12 protein-coding genes are annotated in these 11,996 nt (G+C 58.0%); 1 reads left to right on the top strand and 11 read right to left on the bottom strand.

The window, feature by feature from the left end; genetic code table 11:
• Window positions 1-163 precede the first annotated feature (163 nt).
• The 7 genes from sigH to ispF all read right to left on the bottom strand — a co-directional run bounded on the left by sigH (window position 164) and on the right by ispF (window position 6,710).
• Complete coding sequence (gene sigH / locus BTUS_RS00710; protein WP_013074206.1) at window positions 164-829, bottom strand: RNA polymerase sporulation sigma factor SigH; 666 nt, start codon at window positions 827-829, stop codon at window positions 164-166.
• An 81-nt stretch (window positions 830-910) separates the two neighbouring features.
• Window positions 911-1,420 (bottom strand): NYN domain-containing protein, encoded by a 510-nt coding sequence (locus BTUS_RS00705; protein WP_013074205.1) that lies wholly within the window; start codon window positions 1,418-1,420, stop codon window positions 911-913.
• A 15-nt stretch (window positions 1,421-1,435) separates the two neighbouring features.
• Window positions 1,436-2,242 (bottom strand): 23S rRNA (guanosine(2251)-2'-O)-methyltransferase RlmB, encoded by an 807-nt coding sequence (gene rlmB, locus BTUS_RS00700; protein ID WP_013074204.1) that lies wholly within the window; start codon window positions 2,240-2,242, stop codon window positions 1,436-1,438.
• 1 nt (window position 2,243) lies between these two features.
• Window positions 2,244-3,674 carry a cysteine--tRNA ligase gene (gene cysS, locus BTUS_RS00695; protein ID WP_013074203.1) on the bottom strand — a complete coding sequence of 477 codons (1,431 nt, stop codon included), beginning with the start codon at window positions 3,672-3,674 and terminating at the stop codon, window positions 2,244-2,246.
• Window positions 3,625-4,314 carry a serine O-acetyltransferase gene (gene cysE, locus BTUS_RS00690; RefSeq protein ID WP_013074202.1) on the bottom strand — a complete coding sequence of 230 codons (690 nt, stop codon included), beginning with the start codon at window positions 4,312-4,314 and terminating at the stop codon, window positions 3,625-3,627. Before cysE ends, cysS begins: the two co-directional genes overlap by 50 nt.
• 385 nt (window positions 4,315-4,699) lie before the next feature.
• Entirely contained in the window at window positions 4,700-6,226 is a 1,527-nt protein-coding gene (gene gltX / locus BTUS_RS00685; protein WP_052300503.1) for a glutamate--tRNA ligase, read from the bottom strand.
• Between the two features lie 4 nt (window positions 6,227-6,230).
• On the bottom strand, window positions 6,231-6,710 hold the full coding sequence (gene ispF / locus BTUS_RS00680; protein WP_013074200.1) for a 2-C-methyl-D-erythritol 2,4-cyclodiphosphate synthase: 480 nt from the start codon (window positions 6,708-6,710) through the stop codon (window positions 6,231-6,233).
• Window positions 6,711-6,773: 63 nt separating this feature from the next.
• Between ispF and ispD the strand changes: the two genes are divergently transcribed.
• A complete protein-coding gene (gene ispD, locus BTUS_RS00675; protein ID WP_041303515.1) occupies window positions 6,774-7,454 on the top strand; it encodes a 2-C-methyl-D-erythritol 4-phosphate cytidylyltransferase in 681 nt (226 codons plus the stop codon).
• Window positions 7,455-7,541: 87 nt separating this feature from the next.
• Here the strand turns inward: ispD and BTUS_RS00670 are convergent, their stop codons facing one another.
• The 4 genes from BTUS_RS00670 to radA all read right to left on the bottom strand — a co-directional run bounded on the left by BTUS_RS00670 (window position 7,542) and on the right by radA (window position 11,816).
• Window positions 7,542-8,609 carry a PIN/TRAM domain-containing protein gene (locus tag BTUS_RS00670; RefSeq protein WP_013074198.1) on the bottom strand — a complete coding sequence of 356 codons (1,068 nt, stop codon included), beginning with the start codon at window positions 8,607-8,609 and terminating at the stop codon, window positions 7,542-7,544.
• A gap of 78 nt (window positions 8,610-8,687) precedes the next feature.
• On the bottom strand, window positions 8,688-9,191 hold the full coding sequence (locus BTUS_RS00665) for a CarD family transcriptional regulator (protein WP_407635220.1): 504 nt from the start codon (window positions 9,189-9,191) through the stop codon (window positions 8,688-8,690).
• Window positions 9,192-9,355: 164 nt separating this feature from the next.
• Window positions 9,356-10,441 carry a DNA integrity scanning diadenylate cyclase DisA gene (gene disA, locus BTUS_RS00660; RefSeq protein ID WP_013074196.1) on the bottom strand — a complete coding sequence of 362 codons (1,086 nt, stop codon included), beginning with the start codon at window positions 10,439-10,441 and terminating at the stop codon, window positions 9,356-9,358.
• A gap of 4 nt (window positions 10,442-10,445) precedes the next feature.
• The gene (radA, locus tag BTUS_RS00655) at window positions 10,446-11,816 is read right to left on the bottom strand and encodes a DNA repair protein RadA (RefSeq protein ID WP_013074195.1); all 1,371 of its coding nucleotides are present in this window, start codon (window positions 11,814-11,816) and stop codon (window positions 10,446-10,448) included.
• Window positions 11,817-11,996: the final 180 nt, after the last annotated feature.

The following is an 11,996-nucleotide window of genomic DNA, read 5'->3' as shown; positions in this document are numbered from 1 at the left end:
TCGTATTTGCAATCAAATTTTCTTGAGACACGCTCTGAAGTCAAGCGTCCCAAGGGCTTCCCGGTTCATGCGTCAGCACTGGCGCCTTCCCGCGGGCGCGGTCCTGGTGCTGCCGCACCACATGCTCCGCCCGGCTCCACTGCGACTGAAATTCCCCAGTCAATCAGGAAGCACTGCTTCCCACGTTGCGCACCTCGAGATACCGCTCCAGTTTGCGCTTGACTCGCTGAAGGGCATTATCGATGGATTTCACGTGGCGTTTGAGGTCCACCGCAATCTCCTGATACGATCGTCCGTCCAAGTACAGCATAAGCACTTGTTGTTCCAGATCGCTGAGGATTTCCCCCATCTTCACTTCAATATCGTCAAATTCTTCTTGATTGATAATCAATTCTTCGGGGTCAGCCACCCGCGTGCCACACAGCACATCCAGTAGAGTTCGATCAGATTCCTCATCGTAAATGGGCTTGTCCAACGAAATGTAGGAATTGAGCGGAATGTGTTTCTGGCGGGTGGCCGTTTTTATGGCCGTAATGATCTGACGTGTGATACACAATTCGGCGAAGGCGCGGAATGAAACCAGCTTATCGTTGCGAAAATCCCTGATCGACTTATACAGGCCGATCATTCCCTCTTGTACGATGTCCTCCCGGTCCGCACCGATCAGAAAATACGAGCGCGCCTTGGCACGCACAAAGTTCTTGTAGCGATGAATCAGGTACTCCAGGGCCTCTTCGTCCCCGTCCCGAACTCGATCGACTAAATCCTCATCGGAGAGTGATTGGAACTGAAGGCCTTTTGACAACACCGCTTCGAATTGGTGGGCCAATGCACATCCCTCCGACCAAGGTTGAAGCTAGGGTTCTTCTATTATACCGGAGGGGTCTAGCACGGTCAATGAAACAAAAGGCTAGGACCTGCGCCAACGTTCGAATATTTTCGCAATGTCGTCCCGAACGCGCTCTCTCATGGGCGCCCTCCCCGATTCCTGGGTCCGCACCCGACGAGAGATCTCTGCGCGCACTTTGAACAATTCATCGAGGAATTCCCTAGAGGAAATGCGCAGCCCGCCCCATCCGAAAGAGAGGGATTGTTCCAATTCATCCGATGTCGCGACAAAGATCCGCGCATTCCGGTTTCCCACCCTTTCCCGAACCACTCGCTCAATCCACTGATCCGCCGTTTGATCGTCGCCCGTAAAATACACCTCGACGCCATTCACGCGGTCCGGTCCGCGGCGCTCCGGGGCGCATCGCCCGTCGAACACGGCGATCACCGTTCTCCCGGTGTACGCTCCATACTCCCCCAACCACTGGAGTAATCTCGCCCTGGCCTCCTCCATGCTTTCCACCTTCAAAGCCGCCAGCTCCGGGGACGTCCCGATGACGTTGTACCCATCGACAATAACGACCTCTTCCATCGTCCGCACCCACCATCAAGGTGCGGACCGTTGCCGAATCGCCTCATACAGGAGCACACCGGCCGCCACCCCGGCATTCAAAGAATTAACCCGTCCCGCCATGGGAATATGCACCACTTCATCACACCGTTCCCGTACCAGCCGACCCAACCCCTTCCCCTCTCCGCCGATGACCAAAGCCGTTGGAACCCGATAATCCACATCGGTATAGTCGCATTCACCCTCGGTATCGGCCCCCACCACCCGATACCCAGACCTTTTTAATGCCAAAATGGTTTGGCCGAGATTGCCCACCCGAATCACCGGAACGAACTCCGCCGCACCTGCGGAAGCCTTTACCACCGTCTCGTTCACTGCTGCGGCCCGCCGCTTCGGAACCACCACCCCGTCCACCGCGCAGGCCTCCGCGGTACGAAGGATTGAACCGAGATTGTGCGGATCTTCAATCCCGTCCAGGAGCACAAACAGGCCGGGCCGTCGGTGCAACTTCGCAGCACGCAAACACTCGTCCAGGTCAGCATATGCGAAGGGCGCCACGTCCGCCATCACGCCTTGGTGGTTCACACCGCTCGCCCATTCGTCCAACCGGTTCCTGGGCACCCGGATGATCACGATCCCCGCTTCCTTGGCCCTGGCTGTGATCTCCGCCATACTTCCGCCCTCCGCCCCCTCGGCAATAAACAGCCGATTCACCGGCCGCCCCGCCCGAAGCAACTCCAAAACAGGCTGCCTTCCGACCACTCTCCGACGTTGGGATTCACCCTGCACCCGCCGGCGGAACCCGCCCGCATTTCGGGCCGCCCCTTTCTCTCGCCCCTTCATGTCACGATCCCCTCCGCCGCCACCGTACCCCGTAGGGGGTGTCTTCCAATACAATGCCCATCTCCGACAACTGGTCTCGGATGCGATCAGCAGCGGCCCAATCCCGTTTTTTGCGCGCCTCGGCCCGCCGGGCAATCAGGGCTTCGATCTTCTCACGTTCTGTTTCTGATTCTTTCTGCCCATCGGCGATCAAACCCATGAATCGGGCGTGATAGGAAAGCCAACCCTGCCAGGCCTTCGCCCGGGTGACATCCTGCTCGCGAATCGCCCGGTTTGCCAGTCCCACACCTTCATACAGCGCTCCCAACGCTTCGGCCGTATTAAAATCGTCGTCCATGGCCTCCGTCCATTTTTCATGAATTCTCTGCACCTCATCGACCTCAAGCCCAGGCACGTGCCCCGATTCTTCAGTGACCGCCCCCGTTAAAGACGAGTCCGGCCCCAACCAATCTCCCAAATCCCGAAGCGATGATTCGATCCGTTCGAGACCCCGGTCGGCTTGCTCCAGCAACTCTAAGGAAAAATTTAACGGATGACGATAATGGGCCGACAACAAGTACAATCGGATCGCGTGAGGTCGCACCCGCTTGAGGAGCTCCCGGACCGTCACCACGTTACCAAGGGATTTGGACATCTTGACCCGGTTCCATTGAAGATATCCATTGTGCATCCAATACCGTGCGAAAGGATGCCCGGTGACACATTCCGACTGCGCAATCTCGTTTTCGTGGTGGGGAAAAATCAAGTCCTGGCCGCCTGCGTGAATGTCCAAGGTATCTCCGAGATACGTCCGGCTCATGGCCGAACACTCGATGTGCCATCCCGGTCGCCCCTTGCCCCATGGGCTGTCCCAGGCCACCTCCCCAGGCTTGCTCCCTTTCCACAGCGCAAAATCCAAAGGATGGCGCTTCCGCTCGTCGACCTCCACCCGGGCCCCGGCCATCAAGGCCGCGGGGTCTTGGCCGGACAATTTTCCATAGTCCGGATCCCGGCTCGTGTCGAAGTACACATCCTCTTGGATTCGATAGGCAAATCCTTTGTCTAGCAAAGCCTGGATCATATCGATGATTTCGTGCATGTGCATCGTCACCCGCGGTTGCACATCGGCCGGCTCAATGCCTAAAGCGGCGGCGTCTTCAAAATATGCCCGGATGTATTTTTCAGCCAGGTCTTGGACTGCCATGTGTTCTTCCGCCGCCCTCCGGATGATCTTGTCATCAACGTCTGTGAAATTCTGCACATATGTCACGCGATAGCCCCGATACCTGAGATATCGCCGAACCAGATCGAAAACCACAAAAGCTCTGGCGTTGCCGATATGAAAATAATCGTACACCGTCGGACCGCAACAGTACATTTTGACCACACCGGGTTCCTGGGGTTCAAACACTTCCTTTCGTTTTGTTAATGTATTGAACACGCGGATCGGCATCCACGACTTCCCCCTTGAGTTCCATGATCTCACGCCGCAATTCGTTAATCTGTTGCTGCATCGAGCGCAATAAGTCGGCCACCGGATCCGGCAGATTGACGTGATCCATATCGTTGACCCGACGGCCGTCCAGGATGACCACCCTCCCCGGAATCCCCACCACGGTGGAATTCGGCGGTACGTCTTTCAGAACCACCGAGCCCGCCCCGATTTTGCTGTTGTCTCCGATGGTGATGGCCCCCAGAATTTTCGCCCCAGTGGAGATGAGAACATTGTTGCCGACTGTCGGATGGCGCTTGCCCTTTTCTTTCCCGGTCCCGCCCAAAGTCACACCCTGATAGATGGTAACATTATCCCCGATCTCTGCGGTTTCCCCAATCACCACCCCACTCCCGTGATCGATGAACACCCCCCGTCCGATTTTTGCACCGGGATGAATCTCGATTCCCGTGAGAAATCTCGCAAACTGGGAAACCATCCGCGCCAACGTGAATCTCCGGCGCAAATACAACCGGTGGGCAACGCGATAAAACCAAAGCGCGTGAAGGCCCGAGTAGGTCAACAACACCTCCACCGCGCTGCGCGCCGCAGGATCCCGGTCCATGATGCACTGGATATCTTCGCGCAACCTTCGAAACACTCTTCACGCCTCCTCTCACTCCTCCGGCTCCCAGCCGTTCGGTGTCCATGTCTCCGGAATCCTGACAAGGTGCGGTGTATAGCAAAAAACACCATCCCATCAGAGACGGTGTTCCCGCGGTTCCACTCTGTTTGAAAGAAGGGGGCCTTCTTTCCTCTTGGGCCTCCGATCACGGAGAGGCTATCCGGCGAGCATTACTGAGCGGCGAGACGCCGCCGTTCCTCTCGCCCCACAGGGGCGGGCGCATTCCCACAGGGAGTCCCGCAGGCCACTCTCAGCCCCCGGCTTGGGGTGCGGCCCTCTCTGTGCGGTTCCCTCCGGTACTCCTCCCGCCCGACGGGTTTGCCATCTTCGGTTTTGTCCCGGCAGATCCAAGGATCAGCAATCAATTCTCCCCGGGCAGCGTCCGGGAACGGCCCGCATACTCCCGAAGCCGCCCCAACACGACCTCACGCCCCAATAGGTTCAGCACCTTCGGTAGCTCCGGCCCGTGGGTTCGCCCGGTGACCGCCACCCGAATCGGCATGAACAACTGGCGCCCGCGTAAACCGGTGGTTTTCTGGACCCGCTTGAACGCCGCATGAATCCCGTCTGGAGTCCATTGGCTCAATGCCGATATCTCTTGATAAAAGGCATCGGCCGCCTTCCGGGCCGAGGGATCTTCTAGAATCCGCTCTCCCTCTGGATCCGGATCGGGGAGAGATTTCAGCCAGCCCGCCAACTCCGGCAGCTGTGCGGCATATTCTAACTGGTCTCGGTACAGTTCCACGGCCCGCCGCGCCCACTCCAGGTCTTCGGCGCTCGGTGGCTCCGCGAGAAGCCCCGCCGCCACGAGATGCGGAAGACACAACTTCAGGAGCTCCTCATCCGGCCGCCCGCGCAGGTAGTGGGCATTGAGCCAACGCAGCTTCACGGGATCAAACACCGCCCCGCTCTTGCCAACCCGATCGAGAGAAAACTCCTGAACCAGCTCTTCCAAGGACAGGAACTCCCGCTCACCAACCGGAGACCAGCCAAGCAGAGCCAAGTAGTTCACCACCGCCTCCGGAACATATCCCAGATCCCGGTACTGCTCGACAAACTGAACCACGGATTCGTCCCGCTTGCTCAGCTTCTTTCCCGACTCATTCAGAATCAAGGGAACGTGGGCAAACCCGGGAGTCGGAAACCCAAGGGCATCATACACCAGAAGCTGGATTGCAGTATTGGAGAGGTGTTCCTCTCCTCGAATCACATGGGAGATCTGCATGGAGTGGTCATCCACCGCCACGGCGAAATTATAGGTCGGAATCCCGTCAGATTTCACGATGACAAAGTCGCCGATACCATCGGTTTCGAAGCTGACGGTGCCATGTACCAGATCTTCAAAAGAAACCGTTTGCCCTTCGGGAACTCGAAACCTCACGGTGAATGGCCGACCTTCCGCAGCAAGGCGCCGCCTCTCGGCTGCCGTCAGGTGGCGGCATCGCCCCGAGTACCGCGGCATCACCCCGCGGCGTCGCATCTCCTCCCGCTGTGCCTCCAACTCTTCGGGCGTACAGTAACACGGATACGCCCGCCCCTCTTCGAGAAGGCGATTGGCCAGCGAACGGTACAAATCCAGCCTCTCCATGGACCGGTACGGACCAAACTTTCCGCCGATATCCGGTCCTTCATCCCAGTCCAACCCCAACCAGCGCAGCGCATCGACCATCTTTTCCTCCGCCCCGGCAACCTCCCGGGAACGGTCGGTATCTTCGATACGCAACACCATCTGCCCGCCCTTTTGACGGGCGAACAACCAATTGAACAACGCCGTCCTCGCCCCACCGATGTGCAGATGGCCGGTGGGACTGGGCGCGTACCGCACCCGAATGCGCACGCCAACGGGTCCCTCCTCGCCGGGCCAGATTCCCCGACAATCTGTCAGCATTATATCACCTTGGGAGCAACAGAACCACCGCTTGCGCGCCCAGTCCTTCCTCCCGGCCAATGAATCCCATTTTTTCGGTGGTCGTTGCCTTAATGCTGACCTGGCTAATGTCAGCCTCGAGCAACTCCGCCAGTCTCCCCCGCATCGCCGGGACATGGGGTGCGATCCGGGGACGCTCAGCGAGAATCACCACGTCGACGTTCCCCAATCGGTAGCCGCGCTCCCGGGCGATTCCCCATACCCGGCGACAGAGATCCCCGCTGTCCGCCCCCCGATAGGTCGCATCATTGTCCGGGAAATGGCCTCCGATATCCCCTTCGGCAAGGGCCCCCAAAACCGCGTCGATCACCGCGTGCAACACCACGTCTGCATCCGAATGGCCCGCCAGGGTTTTCTCGAAAGGAATCGCGATCCCACCCAGCCGCAGATGGCCAGGTACGTTCTGAAATGGGTGGACATCCACCCCGATGCCAATCCTCACCACCGACGCTCTCCTCTCCCCGTGATATAATGACGATATGACTGATCAGGTGAGGTTTTCGAATCGATGAATGTCACCGCCATCATCGTTGCGGCAGGCCGAGGCCGCCGTATGGGCGCCTCAGAGAAGAAACAGTTTTTGCTTCTAGGGCAGAAACCGATTTTCCTCCACGCCGTCGAACGGATCGCCCATGTTCCCGCCATCCGGAACATCGTCGTGGTCACTGCCGCCGAGGACATTGTCCGCACCCACCATCTTATAGAACGGGCCCGGATTCCAGTGCCAACGCGGATCACCGCCGGGGGCCCGGAACGCCAGGAGTCCGTCTACCAGGGCATCCTCGCAGCCGGAGAAAGTTCCCATCTCCTCGTTCACGACGGAGCTCGTCCCCTGGTCCAACAGGACGACGTCCGCAGGCTTCTCGCCGCGCTTCACGATCATCCAGCCGCTATCCTTGCGGCCCCGGTCAAAGACACCGTGAAGTGGGTGGAAAACGGCCGGGTCGAGCGAACCATGCCGAGGGAAAAAATGTGGCTATCCCAAACCCCGCAAGCTTTTGCCGGTGATCTCCTCCGGCAAGCCCACGAGCGCGCTCGGGCCGAACATTGGTCGGCAACGGACGACGCATCCCTGGTCGAAAAGCTTGGCATCCCCGTCCACATTGTAACGGGTTCCCCTTTTAACTTCAAAATCACGACCCCTGAGGACCTCACACTGGCTGAAGCTCTCTTGGAGAGAGGCATATGACGGCGCAAAGCGGGGTTTCCCCCGCTTTGTCTGATCCGCAGATCTTATTCGGCCCGACGCTTGCCTCAACAAACTGCGCCTCCGGGCTCAAAGTGCCTTTTCCAACAACTTCGGTTTCGCGAAAATCATGCGGCCCGCAGACGTTTGGAGAACACTGGTCACCAGCACATCCACATGGGTTCCGATGTAGTCCCGGCCTCCTTCGACGACAATCATCGTGCCGTCGTCCAGATACCCAACTCCCTGACCGTACTCCTTGCCATCCTTGATCACCTGAACGACAATCTCCTCGCCAGGCAGAACGACAGGTTTGACGGCGTTGGCCAAATCGTTGATGTTCAACACCGGAACGCCCTGCAATTCACAGACCTTGTTCAGGTTAAAATCGTTGGTCACAACCTTACCCTGCATCTTTTTCGCCAGGCGGACGAGTTTACTGTCCACTTCCTGAACGTCCTCAAAATCGGTTTCGACAATCTGAACTTTGACGCTGGTTTCTTTTTGAATCCGGTTCAGAATGTCTAACCCTCGGCGCCCGCGGTTGCGCTTCAACACATCCGAAGAGTCGGCAATATGCTGGAGTTCCTCCAGGACGAAAGAGGGAATCACCAGAACCCCATCCAAAAATCCCGTGCCCACGATATCCGCGATTCGTCCGTCAATGATCACACTGGTATCGAGAATCTTATGTTCTCCCGGGCGCGTTCCGGTTTTCTTCTCCTTGCTGCCGATCTTTCCCGGCAGAAAAGGTTTCAGCTCTTCGCGCTTGGCGTAGCTCACACGAAATCCCAAGTATCCAAACAAAACACTCATGAATATCTGAACCACCGATCCGACGATCGGAATCCGGACCATTGTCGGCGTCAAAAGATAGGCCACGATTAAACCGACGATCAATCCCACGATGCCGGCAATCATGTCGGGCAACGGCATCCTCTGAAATCGGTCCTCCACCCAGCGGATCAAGCTCATCATGTACCCCACGAGCCACCCGGTTACGATCGCAAATATGCTGCCCCCAAGAACCGCTCCAAAGTATGGGTTGTCGAAAGGAGGTCGGCTGATTCCCACTGTTTCAAAGAGCACTGGGATCAACGCATACCCGAGCACAAGGCCGATGACGATAAAAAACAGTTGGACGATGCGCTTGATCATGAAGTCACCTCCTACGTATCCATTATAGACAGTGCCGCGGCACACCAACCTTCGCTCTTTGGTTTTGTCGCCGACCTTTCAGCATCCGGTTCTCCGGTTCCCACCCAGCCGTGCCGTGAGTTCCTCCAGCCGATCCGCATCTTCCTGTGGAGCCGCCAGCCTCAATTCACTCAGCAAGATCTGCCGGGCCATCTCATACATCCGCTTCTCCCCCGTGGACAGGCCTTTGTGGCGGTCCAGCCAGGCCAACTGCCTGACGACATCGGCGATGGCAAACGCATCGCCACTTTTGATCTTGTCCATATTGTCTCGGTAGCGGCGATTCCAGGCGGCCGTCTCCTGGGTTCCCTCATCGAACAAAATGTCGAGGATCTTGTGAACACCTTCGGCGTCGACGACCTCCCGCAACCCCACAGCCCCGGTTTGTTCAATGGGGACCATCACCTTGATGTCTCCCACCGGCATCCGCATGATGTAGTACCGTCCTGTCTTCCCCAACACTTCGCGTTCTTCAATCGACTCGATCACACCCGCTCCGTGCATCGGATAGACCACGCGGTCCCCAACATTAAACAAGTGCATGCACCTCTGGGTTTAGAATTCAACGGGATACGCCTCCAGCATATCACATCTGACTCTTTGTGTCAATTTTTAAATTTACATAATATCACGCTCCGACACGATTCGTCAATGTCCGACCCGGGCACGCAACGAAAAAATTTCCGGCCGTACTCCGGCCGGCATCGTCACATATGTCGATCGATCAGCACCAACTCCCGGACCCGCTTCAGCCCCTCCCGGATCGCCCGAGCCCGCACCTCCCCGATTCCCTCGACATCGTCCAATTGCTCAATCGTCGCCCCCATGACACCAGACAGACCCTGAAACTGCTTTACTAAGTTTTCCACAACCGGCTGGGGCAGCCGAGGAATCTTATTCAGTACCCGATAGCCTCGGGGATACACCGTCTCTTCCGCCACATTCACGCCACCCGGATACCCGAGTACCCGGACGATGGCACCGGGGTCCAACAACTCTTCGGCACTCAGTTCGTGCAGATTGGTCAGAATGTGGTGGGGAGTGACGTCCACCCCTTCACGGCAATAGTCCTTTACAAGAAGGTACGCTTCCTCATCCACCCGGGACACCAGCTCCTCCAGTTGCATGGAGATCAGCCGCCCCTCCGTCCCCAACTCGACGATATAACGGCGGATTTCTGCCTTGATGCGCAACACCATTTCAATTCGCTGAATGACCTGGGCCACTTCTTGCAATGTCACGAGCTCTTCGAATTCTAAGGCGCTCAGATTCGTGAGGGATTGATCCAAAACCGCTTTATATTTCTCCAATGTCTGGATCGCTTGATTCGCCTTGGTCAGAATCACTCCCAGGTCTTTCAACGCATAGCGCAGATTGGCTTGGTACAGGGTAATGACACCCCGGCGCTGAGAAATGCTGACCACAAGCTGCCCGGTTTGTTTCGCGACCCTTTCCGCCGTGCGATGCCTCGTGCCCGTTTCCGAAGAAGGAATCGACGGATCAGGGTTCAACTGGGCATTGGCGTACAGGATACGCTTTCCATCTTCACTGAGAATGATGGCCCCGTCCATCTTCGCCAGTTCGTACAGACTCGCAGGGGTGAACTCGGAATTAATTTGAAAGCCTCCGTCCACCAGCTGCAGGACCTCCGGCGTGTTGCCGACGACGATCAGTGCGCCAGTCTTCGCCCGCAGAACGTTCTCCAACCCTTCCCGCAGCGGCGTTCCGGGCGCGATAAACCGCAACATCTTGATCAATAGATTCTCCTGCTTGACAGTGAGGTCATCCCGCATCCTTTCACCCCTCAAACGCGGCCCGAAAAGCCGCCTCCACCGTCTCCACCGCGATGATCTCCATGCCCGGTGGCCCGTGCAGTTCCCGGGCGTTCCCGGCGGGAACGATACAGCGCTGAAAACCGTGTTTGACCGCTTCTCCCAATCGCTGTTCTATACGGGATACGGTACGAATCTCTCCGGTCAGGCCAACTTCGCCAATATACACATCTCGGGGGGACACCGGTCGGTCGCGAAAGCTGGAAGCCAAACTAACGGCCAATCCCAGGTCCACGGCGGGCTCATCCAGACGCACCCCGCCGGCGACGTTGACGTACGTGTCTTGGTTTCTGAGAAACAGACCGCATCGCTTCTCCAACACCGCCAGCATGAGCGCCACCCGTTGCACATCGATCCCAGACGCCGTCCGGCGGGGCACCGCGTAGCCCGAGTCGGCCACCAAGGCCTGGATCTCCACGAGGATCGGACGCGTGCCCTCCAGCCCGGCCACCACCGCAGACCCGGTCGAGGCGATTTGCCGATCCGGGAGAAACAGTTCTGAGGGATTATGTACCTCCCGCAGGCCGCCATCCCGCATTTCGAAAATCCCAATCTCGTTTGTGGAGCCAAATCGATTCTTGACTGCCCGCAAAATCCGATAGGTGTGATGGAGCGCCCCTTCAAAATACACCACGGCGTCCACCATGTGTTCAAGTAACCGAGGCCCGGCAATCGCCCCTTCCTTGGTCACGTGGCCGACGATCAATGTGGCCAGTTCCCGTTCCTTCGCCAAGCGCAACAAACGCCCGGTGCATTCCCGGACCTGGGCCACACTCCCCGGAGCGGAAGAGACGTCGGGATCGTGCACCGTCTGGATGGAATCAATCACCAAACACCGGGGATCGATACGTTCCACCACCCGCTCCACCGCGCCGAGATCCGTTTCCGGCAACACCAGAAGGGCAGGTTCCATCGCCTTCAGCCGCCTGGCGCGCAGATGGATTTGCCGGGTGGACTCTTCGCCGGAGACGTAGAGCACCGGCCCTCTGGCCTGGGCGATTTGCGCCGAGGCTTGCAAAAGAAGGGTCGATTTTCCGATTCCCGGATCCCCACCGATCAGGACGAGGGACCCCGGGACGAGACCCCCTCCCAGCACCCGGTCCAACTCCCCGAACCCAGTGGACCAGCGTTCTTCACATGCCGCCGGGACCTCGGTAATGGGTACCGGTTCCGAACGGTGGGCCCGGCGGAGCCAGCCCCTATCCCCCGGGGTCGGTTCCTCGATGGATTCTTCCACTAAAGTGCCCCACTCGCCACATCCCGGGCACCGTCCAAAAAACTTGACCGTTTGGTATCCGCACCCGTGACAGACATAACGGGTTTTGACCTTGGCCACGGGGTATCGTCCTTTCTCTATATGCACAAAAATCCAGTTTCTAATATATACCCATTTTTATTTGATCGCCAGTTTTCATCCCAATGTAAAGCGAAGAGAAGAAACAGGCCGTCCCCACGAGGGGGGAACCTCTCGAGGGACGGCCTTCGGACCCGCAGTCCTGCGCCGGAACCGGGGACC

This window comes from Kyrpidia tusciae DSM 2912 (genome assembly GCF_000092905.1).
Classification (GTDB): Bacteria; Bacillota; Bacilli; order Kyrpidiales; family Kyrpidiaceae; genus Kyrpidia; species Kyrpidia tusciae.
Note: the sequence above shows the minus strand (reverse complement) of the source record. Positions and strands in the feature narration are given on the sequence as shown.